The organism is Clavibacter lycopersici (genome assembly GCF_003576405.1).
In the GTDB taxonomy this organism is placed as follows: Bacteria; Actinomycetota; Actinomycetes; order Actinomycetales; family Microbacteriaceae; genus Clavibacter; species Clavibacter lycopersici.
The window spans coordinates 1-20,931 of the sequence record NZ_QWGT01000021.1 but is presented as its reverse complement, the minus strand read 5'-3'; the positions used below and the strand labels follow the sequence as shown (position 1 = coordinate 20,931).

Below are 20,931 nucleotides of genomic sequence, written 5' to 3'. Positions count from 1 at the left end.
TACGCGAGCGCCACGACGAGGCCCGCCGCCCGCGCGCCCCCGCGAGGGGGTGCGACGGACGGCGGGCCGGGTTCCGCGGGCGCGGGTCAGGCCGCGGGCGGCTGCTGGTCCCGCAGGGCCTCGCGGAGCTGGCGGCGCTCCTGCTGCTGGTCGGGATCCGGCAGCGGCACCGCGGCGATGAGCTTCTGCGTGTACGGGTGCTGCGGGTTCCGCAGGATCGACTCGGTCGGTCCCTGCTCCACGATCTTCCCGTGGTTCATCACGACGATGCGGTCGGCGAGGAGGTCGACCACCGCGAGGTCGTGGCTGACGAACAGGCACGCGAACTGGAGCTCCTTCTGGATCTCCTGCAGCAGCGCGAGCACGCGCGCCTGCACCGACACGTCGAGCGCCGAGGTGGGCTCGTCGGCGACGAGCACCTTGGGCCGGAGCGCGAGCGCGCGGGCGATGCCGACGCGCTGGCGCTGGCCGCCGGACAGCTCGTTCGGGTAGCGGTTGCGGAAGCTGCGCGGCAGCTCGACCTGCTCGAGGAGCTCCTCGACGCGATCGCTCTGCTGCTTCTTCGAGAACTGCCCGGAGAGCTCGAGCGGCTCGCCGATGCTCTGGCCGATGGGCCAGCGCGGGTTGAGCGAGGAGCCCGGGTCCTGGAACACGATGCCGATCTCGCGGCGCACGGCCCGGAGGTCCTTCTGCGAGATGCCGGTCATGCGACGGCCCGCGACGATGAGCTCGCCGCCCGCGACGGGCAGGAGGCCCACCGCGGCGCGCGCGATGGTCGTCTTCCCGGATCCCGACTCGCCCACGACGCCGACGACCTCGCCGGGGTGGATGTCGAATGACGCGCCCGTGACGGCCCGGAACGCCGGCACGCGGCCGAGCTTCGGGTAGTCGATGTCGACGTCCTTCAGCGAGATGGCGGGCTCCGTGGTGCGCGCGGCGACCTCGACCTGCGAGGCCTCCCCCGTGCCGAGGTGCGGCACCGAGGCGAGCAGCTGCTTCGTGTACGGGTCCTTCGGCGACTGGAAGATCTCGCGCACCGAGCCGCGCTCGACGATGCGGCCGCTCTTCATCACGATGACGTTGGTCGCGAGGTCGGCCACCACGCCCATGTCATGCGTGATGATCACGATCGCGCTGTTGAGTCGCTGGTGGAGTCGGCGCAGCAGGTCGAGGATCTCGGCCTGGATCGTCACGTCGAGCGCCGTGGTGGGCTCGTCCGCGATGAGCATGTCGGGGTCGCACGAGAGGGACTGGGCGATCATCGCGCGCTGGCGCTGGCCGCCGGACAGCTGGTGGGGGTAGGAGTCGAACGCCTTCTCGGGGTCGGGCATCTCGACGAGCTTCAGCAGCTCGAGCGCGCGCACCTTCGCGACCGACGGGATGATCGAGTTGTGCACCCGCAGGGCCTCCACGATCTGGAAGCCCACCGTGTACACGGGGTTGAGCGCCGTCATGGGCTCCTGGAAGATCACGGCGATGTCGTTGCCGCGCGCCTTCCGGAGGGTGGCCTGGTCGGCGCCGACCATCTCGACGCCCTTGAGCTTCGCGCTCCCCTGGACCCGGCCGTTCTTGGGCAGGAGGCCCAGCAGCGACATCGAGCTGACGGACTTCCCGGAGCCGGACTCGCCGACGATCGCGAGCACCTCGCCCGGGTTGACCGTGTAGTCGAGGTCGACGGCCGCGGGGATCCACTCGTCGCCGACCCAGAAGTCGACGCCGAGGCCGGAGACCTCGAGGATGGGGACGATCGGGTCCGCCCCGTTCGCGTGAGCGCTCATGCTGCGGCCTCCTGGCTGCTGGAAGTGGGGGTCTCGAGGGGCGTCCACGCGGGCCGTGGGACGATGAGGCCATGGACCAGCCCGTCGTCATCCGCCCGTCGTTCGGACGCCTGCTGACCGTGATCGTCTCGGCGATCGCGGCCCTGGTGCTCGTGAGCACCGTGGTCGGAGGTCGGGCCGACCTCCTGCCGACGGCGGTGTGGGCCCCGGTGATGCTGGCCTACGCGTCGTGGCTCGTCTTCTGGCACCCGTGGGTGCGCATCGCGGCCGAGGGCGTGCAGATCCGCAACGTCTTCCGCACGCACGACATCTCGTGGCCCGCGATCCGCGAGGTCGACACCAAGTGGGCCCTGAACATCACGACCGCGCACGAGCGCGTCACGGCCTGGGCCGCTCCGGCGCCCGGTCGGCACTCGAACGCCTACATCACCACGAAGGAGGAGCGGAACCAGCCGTACCTCAGCGCCATGATGCAGGACGCGCGCCGCGGCGACCTGCCGCGCACCGACTCCGGCGACGCGGCGACGGTGATCCGCCTGCGCCTCGCCGACCTCCGCGAGGCGGGCCACCTGGGCGGCCCGGTCGAGGAGGAGGCGCGGCGCGTCCGCACGCACTGGGCGGAGATCGCCGTGCTCGCGGTGCTCGTCGTCGCGACGGTCGTGACCGGCCTGCTCTGACGCGGGACCGACCGCGCGCATCCGGCTGAGCGGCCGGCGCGTCGCGGTGGTCGTCATCGGCCGTCCGTGCTGTCGGGCGCCTGGCCGTCGGCGGGGCCGTCGGCCTGGGCGTCCGGTCGTGCGGATCCGACGGGCGGCGGCACGCGCACGCCCTCGGCGCCTGAGCCGACCTTCGGGCCCTGGTCGCGGCGGGTGCGGCCGGTGAGCATCGCGAACATCTGCTTGTAGGGGCCCTGTCCGCCCGGCATGCGCCGCTGGCGCGGGTCGAACGCGTCCCGCAGACCGTCGCCGATGAAGTTGATCGACAGCGCGATGATGATGATGAACAGGCCCGGGAACCAGAACAGCCACGGCCGGGTCGCGAAGGCGCCCTGGTACTCGTTGATGATCTGGCCGAGCGAGACGTCGGGCTTCACGATGCCGAACCCGAGGAACGACAGCGCCGCCTCGAGCAGGATCGCCGCGCTCATCAGCAGCGTGGTGGAGACGATGACCACGCCGATGGCGTTCGGCAGGATATGCCGGAACACGATGCGGCTGTTGGACGCTCCCGCGACCCGGGCCGCGTCGACGAACTCGCGCTCGCGGAGGCTGAGGAACTCGCCGCGCACGAGGCGTGCGAGCGACGGCCAGCCGATGAGCCCCAGGACGATGCCGAGGACCACCGCACCGAGGCCGCCGAAGGTGCGACCGAGGACGGCCGCGATGACGATCACGGGGATCACGATGATGAGGTCGGTGAAGCGCATGAGCAGCGAGTCGATGCGGCCGCGGAAGAAGCCGGAGAGGGCGCCGATCACGATGCCGAGGAACGCGGCGATGATGCCGTAGAGCACCATCACGACGATCGACTGCTGCGTGCCGCGCATGACGCGGGCGAAGATGTCGCGACCGATCTCGTCCTGGCCGAAGGGGTGCGCGCCGAACTGGAAGGGCAGCACCCACGTGGGGTTGCCGCCGTTGACGATGGGCGACGCGTCCTCGTAGCCCCACATCCACCAACCCGGGATGCGGAGGCCGAAGAACTGGATGCCCACGGACGAGTACACGAGGATCGCCATCAGCAGGAGCACCACGAGCGCGGTCATCGCGCCCTTGTGGCGGAGGAACCGGCGGCGGACGACGGTGCCCTGGCTCAGGCCCTCGACCTCCCGCTGCTCGATCGTCAGCTCGGAGTTGGCGCCGCCCTCGGGGAGGTGCGGGTCGTTGTGGGGGTCGTTGGGGTTCCCCATCAGCGAATTGGTCATGTGTCAGCTCACCCGGATTCGAGGATCGAGGACCGAGTACAGGATGTCGGCCAGCATGTTGAAGATGACGGTCAGGATGCTGGTGATCAGGATGAATCCCATCAGCGGGTTGAGGTCGGTCTTGGTGAGAGCGTCCTGGAATACCGAGCCCATGCCCTTCCAGGCGAAGATCGTCTCCGTGATCACGGCGCCGCCGATGAGCCCGCCCACGTCGAACGCGATGACGGTGGCGACGGGGATCATCGCGTTGCGGAACGCGTGGCGCATGATCACGGTGCGCTCGGTGAGGCCCTTGGCCCGCGCGGTGCGCACGTAGTCCTGGTTCATCACCTCGAGGAGGCTCGCCCGCGAGTAGCGGGAGTAGCTCGCGACGGAGATGAGGAGGATCGCGATGGTCGGCAGCAGGAGGTGCGTGTAGCTGTCGAGCATGCCCTGCCAGATCGAGCCGTTGAGGCCGGGTGTGACGGCGCCGACGGTGGCGATGGGGCGACCGCGCGTGTTGGTCACGTAGTCGGGCCACACCTGCATGACGCGGTCGACGATGATCAGCAGCGCGACGAGGCCGCCGGTGATGCCGGCGCCGCGGGCGACGATCGGCTTGTCGTTCTGACCGACGACGTACCCGAGGACCACGCCGACGAGGACGAAGGCGACGATGAGGACGATCGTGATCCACCAGGGGGCGGAGACGGTGAGCAGGTACTGCAGCGGGTACCACAGGGCCGCACCGAGGACCGCCATCGCGAGCGCCGAGTAGAACGCCCGGCGGTTGCGCAGCCCCGTCGACAGCGAAGTGATGAGCACCGCGATCAGGGCCCCGAGGGCTCCGATGAGCACGATGCCGAGACCGGGCCGCGAGAACCAGTCCGTGGCCACCAGGTACACGAGCACGACGGCGGTGATGAGGGTGGCGGAACCGAACACGATGAGGCGCGGCTTCGGGTCGCCGCCGATGATGCTCATCCACACGAAGCCCGACACGAGCGACAGGACCACGATCAGGACCGGCGGTATCGAGGGGTTCACGAGGAAGTCGTTGAAGCCGATGGCCACGTACTGCTTGAGCAGCACGGCGACGAAGAAGATCGGCAGGGAGAAGAAGAGGAACGACGCGAAGGTGACCGTGTAGTCGTAGCCGCTGTACTGGCGGAGCGCGGTCGTCATGCCGATCGAGACGCCGATGAGCACGGCGATGATCGTGGCGATCGTCACCAGCTGGATCGTCTGGCCGGCCGCGTTGGCGATGAGGTCGTTGACCTCGCGGCCGTCGATGGCCCGGCCGAGGTCGATCTGGCCGATGAAGACCTTGAACACGCCGCCGAGCCAGAGGAAGTAGCGCAGCGGCGACGGGACGTCGAGGTCGAGCAGGTCGACCCGGGCGGCGATGAGAGCGTCGCGGTTCGGCGACGGGCTCTCCCGCAGATCCCCGAGGGGATCACCCGAGTTGGCGGCCAGGTTGTAGATGATGAAGCTGGCGCCCAGGAGGACGAAGAACGACGCGACGAGGCGTCTCAAGACGAAGGTAAGCACAGGGCGACGACGTCCCTTTCTGTGTTCGGCCAGGGCTCGTGACCCGACCCGACGAGAGCATACGCGGCCGGATCCGCGGATCACGAATCGGCAACGGACATGGAGAGGGTGCCGAGGCCAGGAGGCCTCGGCACCCTCGCACCCTCCCGTTCAGGGGACGGCGCTCACTGCTTCCGTGCTACTCGGCAGCGTTGTCCGCCGGGGCCCACTCCCAGAAGTTCCAGAAGTAGGTCGGCGACAGGAACGCCGGCTTGACGCCCGAGACCGTGTCACTCCAGGCGGTGAGGCCGGGGAACTGGAAGATCGGGGTGGTCCAGCCCTGCTGCTGGATGAGGGTCTCGGCCTGGATGAGCAGATCGCGCTGCTTGTCCGTGTCGGTCTCCGTGTCCAGCTGCATGAACAGCGAGTCGATCTCGGGGTTCGACCAGCCGAAGTAGTTGTTGATGCCACCGGTCTGGTAGTTCGGGCCGGACTCGCCGACCGCGAGGCTCGTGGACTGCCATCCGAAGAGGGCGATGTCGTACGAGTCGGGCTTGCTGGAGAGGTCGGCGCCCCACGTCGCGCTGTTCACGTCGATGAGGTTGAAGCCGGCCTGGGCGGCCGACTGGCGCATGAGCTCGAACTCCTGCTGGCGGCGCGTGTTGCCCTGGCCGTAGATGACGCGGGCGTCGATCGTGCCCGTGACACCGGCCTGGGCGAGCAGCGCCTTGGCGCCCTCGAGGTCGACAGCCTGGTCCTTGTAGCCGTTCTCCTCGACCGAGGCCTCGTAGTTCGGCGTGCCGGGCACGAAGACGTTGGAGTTGCGGAGCTCCGCGTCCTCCTGGAGGGGCTTGATCAGCTTGTCGAGGATCTCCTCGCGCGGCAGCGTCTTGAAGAACGCCTGGCGGACGAGCTTCGCCTTCTCGGCGTCGCCGCCGTACTGCGCGGGGTCGAACGGGCCGCCGTTGGTGACCTGGAGGTCGACGTGCTCGTACGTGCCCTCTGCCTGGCCCTTGTACTCGATGCCGCTGAGTCCCTGGACCTGCTGGAGGAGGTCGGCCGTGGGCTGACCGGACGCGATCTGGACCTCGCCGTTGGAGAGGGCCTGGATCTGCGCCTGCGGGTCCGCGATGAAGCGGACCGTGATCTTCTCGTACTTCGGCTTCTTGCTGCCGGTGTACTCGGGGTTCGCGGTCAGGGTGATGTACTGGTCGGCCTTGAGGTCCGAGATGACGTACTGGCCGTCCGCGAGCACCTTCTGGGGCTCGGTCGGCATGTCCGAGTACCGGTAGCCGTCGTTCCAGATCTTGGAGACCGGGGCGAGGACGCTGGCGTCCTTGTCCTGGATCGCCGTGATGAGCTTCTTCTTCGCGTCCTCGGCCGAGAGGTCCTCGTCGGGGAACGCGAGCTGCGTGGTGCCGTGTGCGGAGACGCCGACGCCGTTGCCGGTCGCGACCTCCCAGTCGACGTACGGCTTGTCGTACGTGTACGTCAGGCTGCGTCCGTCGTCGCCGATCTCGGGCGTCTCGGTGACGAGGCCAAGACGCGTGTCCGCGACGGCGCCCGAGTTGAAGAAGACCTGGTCGTCGCCGGTGGAGACCGTGCCGTCCTCGTTCGTCGTGACGTCGTCGCTGCTCGCCGTGTTGACGTTCGTGGTGTTCGCGGCCCAGTTGAGGAGCATGTCCGCGGCGTCGACGGGGGTGCCGTCGTTCCACTTGACGCCCTCGTTGATCGTGAACTTCACCACGAGCGGGTCGTCGGAGACCTTCTCGTAGGTGCCGAAGTCGGTGTCCTTGACGAGCGACGGGCCGTCGTCGTAGTAGTTGAAGGACCGGTTCGTCAGGTAGACGATGTTGGCGTTGGCCGTCGCGTTGCCGGTCGCGGACAGGTTGTTGTACTCGAGGAACGGGTCGTTCCAGGCCACGGTGATCTCAGTGCCGTCGATGACCTCGGACTCCTGGGCGGGTGCAGAGCAACCGCTGAGGACGAGGGCACCGGAGACAATTGCAGCACCAGCCACCACAAGGCGTCTGATTTTCAAGGTTCCTCCTGTGCATGGGAATGGCGCGGACCCACCGTGCGTGCGGTCGACCGCGCAGATAAGAATGACCCTAGGTACGGCTGGGAGTCTTTGCAAAAACTGGGCCCAAACGTTACATACCGGTAACTCGGACGCGCGGATCCGCGCGTCGCGGTCCGGATCCGTGCGTCTCGACCGTCGGGATCGCGTGTTCCCACCGCCCGCGGCGACGGATCGCGTCGTCAGAGGCCTCACCGGCCACGTCCGGCCTCCGAGCGGGCGGGCGGCACCGCGCGCCTAGGATCGGCCCGTGCCCGACGCCACCGCGACCCCCCGCGCTCCCCGACCACCGCTGCGGCGCGCGCTCCGGACACGGCTGCGGTGGGAGATCGCGATCGTGCTCGGGTTGTCGCTCGGGGCGAGCGCCGTGTACTCGGTGCTCCGGATCGTCGACCTCTCGACGCGGCCGGAGGCCCTCGGCTCGCAGAGCGCCACCATCAACCGGAGCCTGAACGACCGGCAGGTGTTCGACCTGCTGTACCAGCTGCTCGACGTCGCGACGGCGCTCGTGCCCGTGGCCCTCGTGCTCTTCCTGCTGTGGCAGCCGGGGCGCAGCGCGTTCCGGCGGATCGGCCTCGACCTCGCGCGTCCGGGGCGGGACGCGGCCGCGGGGTTCGGCCTCGCGGCGCTCATCGGGGTGCCAGGGCTCGGTCTGTACCTCGCCGGTCGCGCGCTCGGGATCACCGTGGACGTGGTGCCGACCGCGCTCGACTCGTACTGGTGGACGGTGCCGGTCCTCGTGCTCGTGGCGCTCCGCGCCGCCCTGCAGGAGGAGGTGATCGTGGTCGGCTACCTCTTCACCCGGCTGCGGGAGCTCGGGTGGGGGCGCGGGCGGATCGGGATGTGGAGCGTCATCCTCGCGGCGGCCGTGCTGCGCGGGAGCTACCACCTCTACCAGGGCTACGGACCCTTCCTCGGCAACGTGGCGATGGGGGTCGTGTTCGGCTGGTGCTACGTGCGCTTCGGCCGGACGGCGCCGCTCGTGGTGGCGCACCTCATCCTCGACGTCGTGAGCTTCGTGGGCTATCCGGTGGCGCTCGCGCTGCTGCCCGGACTGTTCGGCTGACGGGTGTTCGCGCACGGACCGGGGGCGTGGCCCTGGCGCATCAGCCGCACCTGTGCCTAACCTGGGAACGCCGCACGACGAGGTGCGGCCGTATCTCGAGGAGATCACATGGGCGACGCCGCTCATCCGTCCGGGGACCCCCGGCCGGCCATCGACTACCTGGAGGTCGAGGACTCGGCCAGGTTCCGGGAGCTGAAGCGCGAGCACCGCAGCTTCGTCTTCCCGCTCGCCGTCGCGTTCCTCGTCTGGTACTTCGCGTTCGTGCTGCTGTCCGACTACGCGCACGAGTTCATGTCCACCCCCGTCATCGGGAACGTGAACCTCGGCATCCTGCTCGGGCTCGGGCAGTTCGTGACGACCTTCGCCATCACGACCTGGTACGTGAGCCGGGCGAACTCGCGCTTCGACCCGATCGCCGCGGAGATCCGCGCCGACCTGGAGGAGCGCGAGCGCGTCGCCGTCGACGGGCCGCGCGGATCCACGCCGCCGAAGCGCCGGAAGGGCGGCCGGCGGTGACCGCCGCGACCGTCGCCGTCATGGCGACGACGCCCACGACCGACACGGGTGACCCGGTCCTCAACATCTCGATCTTCGGGGCGTTCGTGGTCATCACGCTCGTGATCGTCTTCCGCGCGAGCCGCAACAACTCGACCGCGGCCGACTACTACGCGGCCGGCCGCTCCTTCACCGGGCCGCAGAACGGCACCGCGATCGCGGGCGACTACCTCTCGGCCGCGTCGTTCCTCGGGATCGTGGGCGCCATCGCGATCAACGGGTACGACGGGTTCCTGTACTCGATCGGGTTCCTGGTCGCGTGGCTGGTGGCGCTGCTGCTGGTGGCCGAGCTGATGAGGAACACCGGCAAGTTCACGATGGCCGACGTGCTGAGCTTCCGGCTGAAGCAGCGGCCCGTCCGGCTGGCCGCCGCGACCACCACGCTCGCGGTCTGCTTCTTCTACCTCCTCGCGCAGATGGCGGGCGCGGGCGGGCTCGTCTCGCTGCTGCTCGGGATCGACGACCGGCTCGGGCAGTCGCTCGTGATCGCCGTCGTGGGCGCGCTCATGATCGTCTACGTGCTCGTCGGCGGGATGAAGGGCACCACCTGGGTGCAGATCATCAAGGCGTGCCTGCTGATCGCGGGCGCGGCCGTGATGACCGTGTGGGTGCTCGCCATCCACGGGTTCAACGTCTCGGAGCTCCTCGGCGCGGCTGCGGCGGTGGCCGACAAGCCCGTGCTCGAGCCCGGCAACCAGTACGGGGCCACGGGGATCACGAAGCTCGACTTCCTGTCGCTCGCGCTCGCGCTGGTGCTCGGGACGGCGGGACTCCCCCACGTGCTCATGCGCTTCTACACGGTACCGACCGCGAAGGAGGCGCGTCGCAGCGTCGTCTGGGCGATCTGGCTCATCGGCGTCTTCTACCTCTTCACCCTGGTGCTCGGCTACGGCGCGGGCGCGCTGCTCGGGAGCGAGCGGATCCTCGCGGCCCCCGGCGGCGTCAACTCCGCGGCGCCCCTGCTGGCGCTCGAGCTCGGCGGGCCGATCCTGCTCGGGATCATCGCGGCGGTCGCCTTCGCGACCATCCTGGCGGTGGTCGCCGGGCTCACCATCACGGCGGCGGCGTCCTTCGCCCACGACGTGTACGGCAGCGTCATCAAGAAGGGGCAGGTCTCGGCGAACGGCGAGGTGCGGGTCGCGCGGATCACGGTCGTCGTGATCGGGATCGTGTCGATCATCGCCGGCATCGGGGCGAACGGGCAGAACGTGGCGTTCCTCGTGGCGCTCGCGTTCGCGGTGGCGGCGAGCGCGAACCTGCCGACGATCCTGTACTCCCTCTACTGGCGGCGCTTCTCCACGCGGGGCGCGGTGCTCAGCATGTACGGCGGGCTCGGGACGGCGCTCGTGCTGATCGCGTTCTCGCCCGTGGTGTCGGGCGCGGAGACGTCGATGATCCCGGGGGCCGACTTCTCGTGGTTCCCGCTGAGCAACCCCGGGATCGTGTCGATCCCGGTCGGGTTCCTGCTCGGCTGGATCGGGACGGTCACGTCGACGCGCAAGGAGGACCCGCTCGTCGCGGCCGAGATGGACGTGCGGTCGCTCACCGGGCACGGCGCGGAGAAGGCGACCGAGCACTAGGCGGACACGACGAGGGCGCCGGGACCCGATGGTCCCGGCGCCCTCGTGCGTCATGCAGCTGTGCCGTGGATCAGGCGAACGCCTCCGGCGGCGGGCACGCGCAGAACAGGTTGCGGTCGCCGTACGCCTGGTCGATGCGGCGCACGGGCGGCCAGTACTTGTCGCGCACGAGCGTCGACACCGGGTAGACGGCGCGCTCGCGCGTGTAGGCGTGCGTCCACTCCCCCGCGATGACCGACTCGGCCGTGTGCGGCGCGTTCCGGAGCGGGTTGTCGTCCGCCGGCCACTCGCCCGCGGCGACCGAGTCGGCCTCCTGCTTGATGCCGATCATCGCGGCGACGAAGCGCTCCACCTCGGCGAGGTCCTCGCTCTCGGTCGGCTCGACCATGAGCGTGCCCGGGACCGGGAAGCTCATGGTGGGCGCGTGGAAGCCGTAGTCGACGAGGCGCTTGGCCACGTCGTCCACCGTGATCCCGGTCGCGGCCGTGAGGGGACGAAGGTCGAGGATGCACTCGTGCGCGACGAGGCCGTCCTCGCCCGCGTAGAGCACGGGGTAGTGGTCGCGGAGGCGCGCGGCGATGTAGTTCGCCGACAGCACCGCGGCACCGGTCGCCTGCTTCAGGCCCTCCGCGCCCATCATCCGGACGTAGGCCCAGCTGATGGGGAGGATGCTCGGGGATCCGTAGGGCGCGGCCGACACCGGGGCGCCGCCGTGCTCGATGGTCGAGACGACGCCGTCCTGCACGAGCGCATGGACGTTGCGCTGCGCCTGCGGGTGGCCGGGCAGGAAGGGCGCGAGGTGCGCCTTCGCCGCGACCGGGCCGACGCCGGGTCCGCCGCCGCCGTGCGGGATGCAGAACGTCTTGTGCAGGTTGAGGTGCGAGACGTCGCCGCCGAAGTCGCCGAAGCGGGCGAAGCCGAGGAGCGCGTTGAGGTTCGCGCCGTCGACGTAGACCTGGCCGCCGGCCTCGTGCACGGCCTCGCAGATCGCGCCGACCTCGTGCTCGTACACGCCGTGGGTCGACGGGTACGTGATCATGAGGCCCGCGAGCTCGTCGCGGTGGGCCGCGATCTTGGCGCGCAGGTCGTCGAGGTCGACGTTGCCGAGCTCGTCGCACGCGACGACCACGACGCGCATGCCGGCGAGCACGGCGCTGGCCGCGTTCGTGCCGTGGGCGCTCTGCGGGATGAGGCAGACCGTGCGCGCGTCGTCGCCGTTCGCGAGGTGGTAGCCGCGGATCGCGAGGAGGCCCGCGAGCTCGCCCTGGCTGCCCGCGTTCGGCTGGAGGCTCACGGTGTCGTAGCCGGTGACGTCGGCGAGCCAGGTCTCCAGCTGGAGCACGAGCTCGAGGTAGCCCTCGACGTCGTCGGCCGGCGCGAACGGGTGGATGGCCTGGAACTCGGGCCAGGTCACGGCCTCCATCTCGGTGGCCGCGTTGAGCTTCATGGTGCAGGAGCCGAGCGGGATCATGCCGCGGTCGAGCGCGTAGTCCTTGTCGGAGAGGCGCTTGAGGTAGCGCATCATGCCGGTCTCGGAGCGGTGCGTGGAGAAGACGGCGTGCGTGAGGTACTCGCTCGTGCGGATCGACGCATCGGGGATCGACGACAGGTCGCCGCTCGCGCCCTCGTCGTCCGCGAGCTCGGCGCCGAAGGCGCGCGCGACGGCCGCGAGGTCCTCGGGGCGCGTGGCCTCGTCGACGCTGAAGCCGATGGTGTCGGCGTCCACGCGGAGCAGGTTCACGCCGCCCTCGGCCGCGGCGGCGAGGATCCCGTCGGCGCGGCCGGGCACGGAGACGCGGACGGTGTCGAAGTACGACGCGTGGATCGGCTCGACGCCGACGGTCGCGAGCGAACGGACCAGGCGGCGGGCGCCCCGGTTGGCCTGGCGCGCGATCACGCGGAGGCCCTTCGGCCCGTGGTAGACCGCGTACATCGAGGCCATGACGGCGAGGAGCACCTGCGCGGTGCAGATGTTGCTCGTGGCCTTCTCGCGGCGGATGTGCTGCTCGCGCGTCTGCAGCGAGAGGCGGTAGGCGGGGTGGCCGGCCGCGTCCTGGCTGACGCCCACGAGGCGGCCGGGCATCTGGCGCTCGAGGCCGGCGCGCACGGCGAGGTAGCCCGCGTGCGGTCCGCCGAAGCCCATGGGCACGCCGAAGCGCTGCGAGGTGCCGACCGCGATGTCCGCGCCCAGCTCGCCGGGCGACGTGATCACGGTGAGGGCGAGCAGGTCGGCCGCGACGACCGCGAGGCCGCCCGACTCGTGCACGCGCGCGATGACGGCGCTCGGGTCCCAGATGCGGCCGGAGGCGCCCGGGTACTGGATGAAGGCGCCGAACGCGTCGGGCAGCTCGGCGGGATCCACCGTGGCGAGGTCGTGCGCGACCAGCTCGATGCCGAGCGCTGCGGCGCGGCTGTCGAGCAGCGCCCGCGTCTGCGGCAGGGCGTCCGCGTCGATGAGGAAGACGGGCGTCTTGGCCTTGGAGGCGCGGCGAGCGAGCAGCATGCCCTCGACGACGGCGGTGGCCTCGTCCAGCATGGACGCGTTCGCGGTCGCGAGCCCGGACAGCTCGGCCACCATCGTCTGGAAGTTGATGAGCGCCTCGAGGCGCCCCTGCGAGATCTCCGGCTGGTACGGCGTGTAGGCCGTGTACCAACTCGGGTTCTCGAGCACGTTGCGGGTGATCACGGCGGGCGTGATCGTGTCGTGGTAGCCGAGGCCGATCATCGACGTGCGCACGCGGTTGCGGCTCGCGATGCGGCGGAGCTCGGCGAGGGCGTCGCGCTCGGTCGCGGCCTCGGGCAGCACGGAGTCGCCGTCGGTGCGGAAGCGGTCGACCTGGATCGTCTCGGGTACGGCCTTCGCGAGGAGGGACGGGATCGAGTCGTGGCCGAGGAGCGCGAGCATGGTGGCGCGGGCCTCGGAGTCGATGCCGATGTGGCGGGCGCCGAACGCACCGGGCGCGAAGGCGGAGGACTCCTCCGCGATGTCGGGCGCGGCAGCGGGGGCCGGGGTGGCCGGGCGCGTGCCGGCGTCGACGGCGGTCACTCGCCCACCAGCGCGACGTACTCATCGTGGCTGAGGAGCGTCGGGAGGGACTCGAAGCGCACCTTCACGAGCCAGCCGGCGCCGAACGGGTCGCTGTTGACGAGGTCGGGCGAGGCCACGACGTCGTCGTTGACCTCGGTCACGGTGCCGTCGATGGGCGCGAACAGCTCGCCGACCGACTTGGTCGACTCGATCTCGCCCACGACCTCGCCGCCGGCGAGCTCGTCGCCCACGGCGGGCAGCTCGACGAAGACGACGTCGCCGAGCTTGTCGGCGGCGTATGCGGTGATGCCGACGGTCGCGACATCGCCGTCGACCTGCACCCACTCGTGCTCGGCGGTGTACTGGAGGCTGGTCTGATCGGTCATGCGAGGGCCTTTCGCGAGTAGAAGGGGAGGGTCACGACGGTGGCGGGCACGCGCGTGCCGCGGACGTCGACGGTGAGGCGCGTGCCGGGGGCGGCGAGCGAGGGATCCACGTACGCCATGGCGACGGGGTGGCCGAGCGTGGGCGACAGGGCGCCGCTCGTGACGATGCCGACGGGCGGGACGGCGCCCTCCGTGGCCTCCATCACGGCCTCGAGGGCGGCGGCGGTGTCGCCCGCGGCCTCCTCGGCGTACACGGGGTAGTCGGCGCGGGGCGCGCGGCGGCCCTCGGTGACGAGGCCGACGAGGACGCGGGAGACGGGATCCGGCCCCTTCTCGATCGCCGAGCGCCCGCGGAAGTCGCCCTCCTTGCCGAGCGCGACCACCTTGCCGAGGCCGGCCTGCACGGGCAGCGTGTGGAGGCCGAGCTCGTGGCCGTAGAGGGGCATGCCCGCCTCGAGGCGGAGCGTGTCGCGGCAGGCGAGACCCGTGTTCAGGAGGCCGAGCGGCGTGCCGGCGGCGACGAGCGCCTCCCACAGGGCGACGGCGTCCTCGGTGGCGACGTAGAGCTCGTAGCCGTCCTCGCCCGTGTAGCCCGTGCGGGCGACGAGCACGTCCTGCCCGGCGAAGCGGGCGGCCGTGGCTCGGTAGTAACGGAGCGCCTCGAGGGGCGTCTCGGTGTCGAGGCCCGCGGTGGCCTCGAGGATCGCGCGGGACACCGGGCCCTGGACGGCGATGAGCGCGACGTCGTCGCTCGCGTCGTCGACCTCCACGTCGTCCAGGCCCTCCGCGGCCTCGGCGAGCACGGCGAGCACGGGGTCGTGGTTGCCGGCGTTGGCGACGACGAGGAACGACTCCTCGCCCGTGCGGTAGACGATGAGGTCGTCGACGATGCCGCCCGAGGGATCCAGCAGCAGCGTGTACTTCGCCTGCCACTCGGCGATGGCGGAGAGCTTCCCGGCGAGGACGGAGTCGAGGAACGCGGCGGCGCCCTCCCCCTCGACGGCGATCTCGGCCATGTGCGAGATGTCGAAGATGCCGGCGGCCTCGCGCACGGCGCGGTGCTCGGCGAGGTCGCTCGTGTAGCGGACCGGCATGAGCCAGCCCGCGAAGTCGGTGAAGGAGGCCCCGGCCGCCTCGTGCACGGCGTGCAGCGGGGATCGGCGGGGCGGGGCCGCGGCGTCGGTGTCGGTGTCGTCGGGTGCGTCGGGCATGGAGTCCTCCGGTCTTCCCCGGCACGGACGCCGGATGCGGGACTCCCCCTCTGTCATGGGCCTGAGAGCTTCGCGCCGTCCGAGGACGGTGCTTTCACCGTGGGCGAGCCGTGCGGGACGGCTGCTTTTCAGAGTGGCCAGTGCATCGCGGTACGTGGACCTGAGAGATTGGCGGGGAGGCTTGCTCCTTCGGTGCTCCCGGAGGAGCTCTCCCGCGATGCGTGCGCGGCCGTGTGTTCGTGGACCAGCATATCGAGCGGGACGTTTCCGCCGTGTGACGATCCCCGGCAGATCTCCCCCTCCGCACGCGACGACGCCGCCGCATCCGGGTGGATGCGACGGCGCCGGGTGGTCGGGTCGACCGGAGGGTCAGATCGCGTCGGGCGAGGGCGCGGCCGGTGCCTGCGGGGCGCCGTCCTCGTCCTGGTCGATGACGCGGCGCACGTCGTCGGCGAGCTGCGCGACGCCCTCGGGCATCATCTCGAAGCCGTCCGTGGTGCCGACGTTGATGACGAGGCCGGTGCCCTCGGGGATCGCCTGCACGAGCTCGGCGGCGGGGATCGTGGCGACGTGGTCGGCGACGCTCGTGACCTTCTCGTCGATGCGGTCCTCGTGCGTGAACGCGGCCAGCATGGGCACGCCCTCGCGGTCGAAGAGCACGGGCTGCAGCTGGTCGGTCTCGGGAGTGAGGGGCGTGGCGGTGGGCACCACGACCGTCGTGTTGATGAACTCCGTGAGGACGGCGGTCATGTCGGACTCGCCCGCCTGGCCGCGCGCGATGGCCTGCTCGAGGGGGGTGGGCTCTCGGTCCTGTGAATCGGTCATGGGTCCATCGTGCCCGATCCGGCGGGGCGGCGCCTGATCGCGGCGGCCTCCCTCGCGGCCGACGGCGTTAGGATCGTCTCCTCCATCCGCCATCCGTCCCGAGGGGAGACGCCCGTGTCGATCGGACGCCAGCGCCCCCGCGGCGAGCTCGAGGCCGCCATCATGGACGCGCTGTGGGACGCCGACGAGCCGCTCACGGCCAAGGACGTCGTCGCCCGCATCCCGGATCCGCGTCCCGCGCTCACGACCGTGCTCACGGTGCTGGACCGGCTCGGCCAGAAGGGCCTCGTCACCCGCTCGGACGAGGCGCGCGCGCTCACCTTCGCGCCGGCCCGCTCGCGCACCGACCACGCGGCGTCGCTCATGTCGGGCGCGCTCGCGGCCACGAAGGACCGCGAGGCCGCGCTGCTGCGCTTCGCCGGCACGCTCGACGGCGACGACCTCACGGCGCTGCGTCGCGCGCTCGGCGGGGACGACCGGGCGTAGCCGGATCCGCCCGCTCGGCTAGCGCGGATCGTCGGACCCGTCGTACGGGCCGCCGACGCTCTCGCCGTCCTCGCCCGGGAAGCGACGCGTCGACCGGCGCACGACGCCGACCACCACGAGCGCGGCGGCCGCGAGGATCACGAGGCCGATGAGCACGAACACCCACACGGGCGTGCTCTCCGCGGTCTCCGCGAGCGGCACGGACTCGCCGGACTGCGCGTCCGACGAGGGCGCGGGGGCGACGGACTCGGCGCCCTGCGTGGTCATGGTGCCCTCGGGCTCGGGCGTCGCGGTGGCCGCGCTGCCCGCCCAGGCGTCGCCGCAGGCCGGGGCCTCGAGGATCGCCGGGGTGCCCGTCGTGTCGCCAGCCGGCGCGTAGGTGAAGGAGTAGGTGCCGTCGATGGGGTGGCTGTCGCTCGAGACCGCGCGCCAGGTCACCTGGTAGGTGCCGGCCGTGCCGAGCGCGATGCGGCTGGTGGCGGTGGAGCCGTCGACCGTGACGCAGCCGTCCTCGTGGAAGGAGCTGTCGGTGGTGTTGACCACCTGGATCGCGAAGCCGGAGTTCTGGGCGTCGAGCGAGAGGAGGTCCTCGCTGAAGTCGAGCGCGATGGTGCCGGGCTCGTCCGTGACGGTGGCGTCGGCGGCGGGGGTGGATCCCACGAGCCGGTCGTGCGCGGTCGCGGCGCCCGCCGGGATGAGCGCGCCGCCCAGCACGAGCGCGGCGGCTCCCGCGGCGAGCGCGGCGCGACGGAGGAGGGACGGGGTGCGGGGGTGGAGCGGAGACGCCATGGGTCCATCATCCCCTGCGCGGACCGCGCGGCGATGGTCGAGGCGGGCATCGCGACCGGGCGGTGCGGCGCCCGCTAGGGTCGCGAGGGATGACGGAGATCCGAGAGCCCGGCCGCCGGCGCCGCCGACGGATCCTCATCGTGCTCGCGGTGGTCGTCCCCGTCCTCGTGCTCCTGGCCCTCGTGCGGCTGGCCGGGCTGGCCGTCTTCGCGACGGAGGGGGACGTTCCCGCGGCCTCGTCGATCCCGCTCCCGGAGGGCAGCGCCGTGGTCGACGAGAGCGTCGACTGCGCCTCGGGGGGATGCTGGACGATCCTGTCCGTGCGCCCGCCCCAGGGCATGACGCCTGACGAGCTCTCGGCCGAGCTCGGGACGATGCCGCAGGCGCGCATCCCCGGGACGCTCTGGGATCCCCGCACCATCTCGCTCACGGCGGAGGTGCAGGGGTCGCTCCTGGTCGTGCAGGCGGACTTCTGGTCGCAGGAGTACGTGCCCTGACCGCGGGCCCGCTCCCGGGTCGGCGTGGACCTCGCCAGAGGGGCAGGGTGGAGGGACGGCGGGCGGGACGCGCCCGTCCCGAGCACGAGGAGGATCCGTGGCCCCCGATGACGACATGCCGAGCACCATCCGGCGCTCCCCCGAGCACGCCCAGGCGACATGGTCGGCGGCGCACGCGGCGGCCGAGGAGCAGTACGGATCCGGCGAGCGCGCCGAGCGCACCGCGTACGCCGCGCTGAAGCACGGCTTCGAGAAGGTCGGCGACCATTGGGAGCCGAAGGACGAGACGGGCCCGTCGGACGCGGGCGCCGAGGAGCGCGGGGCGGGCACGGCAGGCGGCGTGGACGCGAACGCGTCGAAGGCGCACCTGATGGACGTCGCGCGCCGCCTCGACGTGCCCGGCCGCAGCCGCATGACGAAGGACGAGCTGGTCGAGGGGATCCGGAAGGCGAACGACCGCGAGACCCGGAGGGCGCGCGAGCGGGAGAGCTGAGGCGGGGCGCCCGTCCCCACGAGGACGGGCGCCCCGGCGGGTCAGCCGATCGTCGTGCCGCCGCGCACGTCGTCGAGCACCGTGAGGAGCGCGCCCTGCGTCCAGACGCCGATGCGCCCGGTCGCGTCATGGAACCTCGCCGCGTCGGCGTCCGAGAGCCCCGTCGTCCCGACGAGGTCGTCGCCGAGCTGGATCTCCACGGTGTCGTCCGCCGTGTACCGCGCGGTGAGCATGTCGCCCGGGAGCAGCGTCACCGGGATCGCCGGGTAGGCCGTACGGGTGCCGTCGGCGGCGATGGCGGTCGTCGTGATCGCCTGCGTGCGTGCGTCGTAGGTCACGGTGATCGCGCCGCGGTCGACCGTGCGGGCCGACTGCGCCTTGAGCACGAGGCCGACGGACTGCGCCGTGCGCGACACCTTGGTGAGCGTCACGGACGCCTCCTGCGTGACGCCGAGCACCTCCGGCCGCAGCAGCGCGCCGCCCTGGTACGGGCGGAGCGTGCCGGCCGCGAGCCGGTAGGCGGTGGCGGCGGTGTCGCCGGTCCAGGATCCGCCCACCGAGGAGCCGCGACGCGCGAAGTCGTCGAGCAGGGCAGCCTGCACGCGGAGGGTGCGCGTCACCGACTCGGCGGGCGCGAACCCGTCGTCCCCGGCCTGCGTGGCGGTGATCGTGCAGACGCCCGCGGAGGTCGGCGAGAGCCGCGTCCCCGTGACCGTGCACGCGCCGGACGCCTGGAACGACACGGGCAGGCCCGAGGTCGCGGTGGCCGACAGCGCGATCGCGTCGCCGCCCGCGGTCGCGCCGGTCGGCGCGGTGAACGCGATCGTCTGCGCGGCGAGCGCGGCCGGGCCGCCGGAGACCATCAGGAAGCTGACCTGGATGTCCGGGCCCGCGGCCTTCGCGATCTCCACCTCCAGCACCCCGTCCGCTCCGACGGTCGCGGTGTACGCGCTCGACGAGTCGGCGCCGAACGGCCGGGCCGTCTCGACGACCTGCCCGTTCAGCGTGATGCGCGCGGCGCGGCTGGCCGTGGTCCACGGGTCCGAGAACCCGAGGTCGACGCGGTGCTCGCCCGGCGTGAGCCCGCCGAAGGAGTACGTCAGCGTCGCGCCGGACTTCGCCCAGCGCAGCGTCGAGTAGAGGTCGCCGGTGGCGTCGCCCTTCACGTCGCTGGATCCGGTCCAGCCCCAGGTGGCGCCCGTCGCGGGATCCGCGCCGAGCGGCTGCTCCGGGACCGAGCCGAGGAGCGGGCCGTCGGCGGCGGACGCGGCGACCACCGCCTTCCAGTCGGCCGTGGCCCAGCCGCCCGCGTCGACCGCGTACTCGAGGTCCTGCGGGACGACGACGACGCGGCGGACGAGCGAGCGGCCGTCGTCGAGGGTGCCGCGGAGCTGCACGGGGCCGGCGCCGGCGAGCGCCGCGGCGTCCCAGGTGATCCCCGTGGTCGTGGTCGTGCCGCCGCTGGCCACCTCGACCTCGGTCGGCAGCGCGGAGGCGTCGTCGGTGCGCACGGTCGCGGGGATCGCGGTCGTGACCTCCCACGGCGCGTACGCCGGGATGTCCGACACGCTCCAGGTGCCGGGGTCGGTGAGGGTCATGGATCCGCCCTCGCCGAAGCTCAGCGGCAGCCAGACGTAGGGCGCGTTCGCGAGGTCGTCCGGGGTCCATCGGTCGCCCATGTAGACGAAGCGGCCGTTCGCCGGGTCGATCGGGATCACCGACGTGCTCTGGGAGCCGAAGGTCGTGCCGGCGCCGTCGCCCTGCGCGGGATTGCCGCGGTCGGTCCAGGTGCCGAGGATGTCGGTCGCGGTCGCGTAGGACGCCGGGTTGGGGTTCCAGCCGGTCGCGCCCGAGGTGATCAGGTAGTAGGTGCCGTGCGACTTGAAGAGCACGGGCGCCTCGCGGTGCGCGCCGATGTAGGGGCGGGTGAAGTCGACGCCCTTGACGGCGTCGGCCGGACCCGTGGCGAGCGCGGTGTAGTCGGCGTCGAGCTTCGAGATGTAGAGGGAGTAGTTCTCCTCGCTCGAGTAGACGATGTACGCGGTCCCGTCGTCGTCGACGAAGAGGTTCATGTCGCGCGCCATGCCCTTGCTCTGCGGCTGGTAGTCGGGCTCCCCGGGCGGCGCCTCGTGCAGGCGGTGGTCCTGGATGTAGCGGAACGGGCCGGTGGGCGAGTCGGCGACGGCGACGCCTGCGGTGGCCTTGGCGTACTGCGCGTCGCTCGCGGCGGTGGGGCCGTCGGTGTGGATCCACATCACCCACTGGCCGGTCGCCTCGTTGTGGACGACCTTCGGGCGCTCGAGGATCGCGGCGGGCCGCGTGGATCCTGCGGCGGGCACCGTGCCGAGGTCCTCGTAGACGGCGGCGCGCTCGTCGGCGTCGAGTTCGCCGTAGAGGCCGGCGAAGTAGGGGTCGGCGTCGAACTGGTCGGGTGACGACATGGCACGGAGGGCGAGGCCCTCGTCGGTCCAGGCCTCGAGGTCACGCGACGAGTACACGTGCACGCCGGGGCTGGACGCGTAGCCGTTGGAGCGGTCCTCGCCGTACCAGTGGTAGATCGTGTCGCCGGCCTCGTCGACGGACGGGACGATCTGGCCGCCGTGGGCCTGGATCACCTTCCCGGCCGTGTCGAGGCGGGCCTCGCCGGGCGTGAACGTCGCGTCCTCGACGGCCGCGGGGGCCGGCGGGGTCGCGGCGCTCAGAGCGGCCGCGCGGGCGGCGGCG

At 71.6% G+C, this 20,931-nt stretch carries 17 protein-coding genes and 2 riboswitches; of the genes, 7 read left to right on the top strand and 10 right to left on the bottom strand.

The features are described from left to right. Positions 1 to 86: 86 nt before the first annotated feature. On the bottom strand, positions 87 to 1,778 hold the full coding sequence (locus DZG00_RS03015; protein WP_119455367.1) for an ABC transporter ATP-binding protein: 1,692 nt from the start codon (positions 1,776 to 1,778) through the stop codon (positions 87 to 89). A gap of 71 nt (positions 1,779 to 1,849) precedes the next feature. On the opposite strand from DZG00_RS03015, the gene DZG00_RS03010 reads away from it, so the two are divergent. Further along, positions 1,850 to 2,455: a PH domain-containing protein gene (locus DZG00_RS03010; RefSeq protein WP_119383059.1), complete on the top strand. Its 606-nt coding sequence runs from the start codon at positions 1,850 to 1,852 to the stop codon at positions 2,453 to 2,455. A gap of 53 nt (positions 2,456 to 2,508) precedes the next feature. On the opposite strand, the gene DZG00_RS03005 is transcribed toward DZG00_RS03010, so the two are convergent. From DZG00_RS03005 to DZG00_RS02995, 3 genes are all read right to left on the bottom strand, one after another. Beyond that, the gene (locus tag DZG00_RS03005; protein WP_119455366.1) at positions 2,509 to 3,702 is read right to left on the bottom strand and encodes an ABC transporter permease; all 1,194 of its coding nucleotides are present in this window, start codon (positions 3,700 to 3,702) and stop codon (positions 2,509 to 2,511) included. A gap of 3 nt (positions 3,703 to 3,705) precedes the next feature. After that, positions 3,706 to 5,232 carry an ABC transporter permease gene (locus DZG00_RS03000; RefSeq protein ID WP_119381428.1) on the bottom strand — a complete coding sequence of 509 codons (1,527 nt, stop codon included), beginning with the start codon at positions 5,230 to 5,232 and terminating at the stop codon, positions 3,706 to 3,708. A gap of 178 nt (positions 5,233 to 5,410) precedes the next feature. Next, the gene (locus tag DZG00_RS02995) at positions 5,411 to 7,252 is read right to left on the bottom strand and encodes an ABC transporter family substrate-binding protein (protein WP_119381429.1); all 1,842 of its coding nucleotides are present in this window, start codon (positions 7,250 to 7,252) and stop codon (positions 5,411 to 5,413) included. Positions 7,253 to 7,541: 289 nt separating this feature from the next. On the opposite strand from DZG00_RS02995, the gene DZG00_RS02990 reads away from it, so the two are divergent. The 3 genes from DZG00_RS02990 (at position 7,542) to DZG00_RS02980 (ending at position 10,492) form a co-directional block, all read left to right on the top strand. Continuing rightward, positions 7,542 to 8,357 (top strand): CPBP family intramembrane glutamic endopeptidase, encoded by an 816-nt coding sequence (locus DZG00_RS02990; RefSeq protein WP_119381430.1) that lies wholly within the window; start codon positions 7,542 to 7,544, stop codon positions 8,355 to 8,357. A gap of 108 nt (positions 8,358 to 8,465) precedes the next feature. Next, positions 8,466 to 8,873: a DUF485 domain-containing protein gene (locus DZG00_RS02985; RefSeq protein ID WP_119381431.1), complete on the top strand. Its 408-nt coding sequence runs from the start codon at positions 8,466 to 8,468 to the stop codon at positions 8,871 to 8,873. A 20-nt stretch (positions 8,874 to 8,893) separates the two neighbouring features. Beyond that, positions 8,894 to 10,492, top strand: a complete 1,599-nt coding sequence (locus DZG00_RS02980) for a monocarboxylic acid transporter (protein WP_119381436.1) — start codon at positions 8,894 to 8,896, stop codon at positions 10,490 to 10,492. Between the two features lie 70 nt (positions 10,493 to 10,562). On the opposite strand, the gene gcvP is transcribed toward DZG00_RS02980, so the two are convergent. The 4 genes from gcvP to DZG00_RS02960 form a co-directional block, all read right to left on the bottom strand. Beyond that, positions 10,563 to 13,538: an aminomethyl-transferring glycine dehydrogenase gene (gene gcvP, locus DZG00_RS02975; protein WP_119381432.1), complete on the bottom strand. Its 2,976-nt coding sequence runs from the start codon at positions 13,536 to 13,538 to the stop codon at positions 10,563 to 10,565. After that, positions 13,535 to 13,906, bottom strand: coding sequence for a glycine cleavage system protein GcvH (gene gcvH / locus DZG00_RS02970; protein WP_119381433.1), 372 nt, complete (start codon positions 13,904 to 13,906; stop codon positions 13,535 to 13,537). The genes gcvP and gcvH overlap by 4 nt, the downstream gene beginning before the upstream one ends. Next, positions 13,903 to 15,117, bottom strand: coding sequence for a glycine cleavage system aminomethyltransferase GcvT (gene gcvT, locus DZG00_RS02965; RefSeq protein ID WP_119381434.1), 1,215 nt, complete (start codon positions 15,115 to 15,117; stop codon positions 13,903 to 13,905). The genes gcvH and gcvT overlap by 4 nt, the downstream gene beginning before the upstream one ends. Before the next feature lie 43 nt (positions 15,118 to 15,160). Then, positions 15,161 to 15,254: riboswitch (glycine riboswitch) on the bottom strand. Position 15,255: 1 nt separating this feature from the next. Then, positions 15,256 to 15,342, bottom strand: a riboswitch (glycine riboswitch). A gap of 144 nt (positions 15,343 to 15,486) precedes the next feature. After that, positions 15,487 to 15,942, bottom strand: a complete 456-nt coding sequence (locus DZG00_RS02960; protein ID WP_119381435.1) for an SseB family protein — start codon at positions 15,940 to 15,942, stop codon at positions 15,487 to 15,489. 114 nt (positions 15,943 to 16,056) lie between these two features. Between DZG00_RS02960 and DZG00_RS02955 the strand changes: the two genes are divergently transcribed. Then, positions 16,057 to 16,428, top strand: a complete 372-nt coding sequence (locus tag DZG00_RS02955; protein ID WP_015490825.1) for a BlaI/MecI/CopY family transcriptional regulator — start codon at positions 16,057 to 16,059, stop codon at positions 16,426 to 16,428. A gap of 18 nt (positions 16,429 to 16,446) precedes the next feature. Here the strand turns inward: DZG00_RS02955 and DZG00_RS02950 are convergent, their stop codons facing one another. Then, positions 16,447 to 17,217, bottom strand: coding sequence for a copper resistance CopC family protein (locus DZG00_RS02950; RefSeq protein WP_119455365.1), 771 nt, complete (start codon positions 17,215 to 17,217; stop codon positions 16,447 to 16,449). A gap of 89 nt (positions 17,218 to 17,306) precedes the next feature. On the opposite strand from DZG00_RS02950, the gene DZG00_RS02945 reads away from it, so the two are divergent. Beyond that, entirely contained in the window at positions 17,307 to 17,714 is a 408-nt protein-coding gene (locus tag DZG00_RS02945; protein ID WP_119382748.1) for a hypothetical protein, read from the top strand. A gap of 97 nt (positions 17,715 to 17,811) precedes the next feature. Then, the gene (locus DZG00_RS02940; RefSeq protein ID WP_119382749.1) at positions 17,812 to 18,207 is read left to right on the top strand and encodes a ChaB family protein; all 396 of its coding nucleotides are present in this window, start codon (positions 17,812 to 17,814) and stop codon (positions 18,205 to 18,207) included. 41 nt (positions 18,208 to 18,248) lie between these two features. Here the strand turns inward: DZG00_RS02940 and DZG00_RS02935 are convergent. Then, the coding region (locus tag DZG00_RS02935) for a glycoside hydrolase family 43 protein (protein ID WP_147359911.1) at positions 18,249 to 20,931 on the bottom strand (2,683 nt) is incomplete at its 5' end.

What these genes read in the sequence shown, in the direction of transcription:
- DZG00_RS03015 (WP_119455367.1), bottom strand. Translation starts at nt 1,778, where the DNA reads ATGAGCGCTCACGCGAACGGGGCGGACCCGATCGTCCCCATCCTCGAG.
- DZG00_RS03010 (WP_119383059.1), top strand. Translation starts at nt 1,850, where the DNA reads ATGGACCAGCCCGTCGTCATCCGCCCGTCGTTCGGACGCCTGCTGACC.
- DZG00_RS03005 (WP_119455366.1), bottom strand. Translation starts at nt 3,702, where the DNA reads ATGACCAATTCGCTGATGGGGAACCCCAACGACCCCCACAACGACCCG.
- DZG00_RS02985 (WP_119381431.1), top strand. Translation starts at nt 8,466, where the DNA reads ATGGGCGACGCCGCTCATCCGTCCGGGGACCCCCGGCCGGCCATCGAC.
- DZG00_RS02980 (WP_119381436.1), top strand. Translation starts at nt 8,894, where the DNA reads ATGGCGACGACGCCCACGACCGACACGGGTGACCCGGTCCTCAACATC.
- gcvH (WP_119381433.1), bottom strand. Translation starts at nt 13,906, where the DNA reads ATGACCGATCAGACCAGCCTCCAGTACACCGCCGAGCACGAGTGGGTG.
- gcvT (WP_119381434.1), bottom strand. Translation starts at nt 15,117, where the DNA reads ATGCCCGACGCACCCGACGACACCGACACCGACGCCGCGGCCCCGCCC.
- DZG00_RS02960 (WP_119381435.1), bottom strand. Translation starts at nt 15,942, where the DNA reads ATGACCGATTCACAGGACCGAGAGCCCACCCCCCTCGAGCAGGCCATC.
- DZG00_RS02950 (WP_119455365.1), bottom strand. Translation starts at nt 17,217, where the DNA reads ATGGCGTCTCCGCTCCACCCCCGCACCCCGTCCCTCCTCCGTCGCGCC.
- DZG00_RS02945 (WP_119382748.1), top strand. Translation starts at nt 17,307, where the DNA reads ATGACGGAGATCCGAGAGCCCGGCCGCCGGCGCCGCCGACGGATCCTC.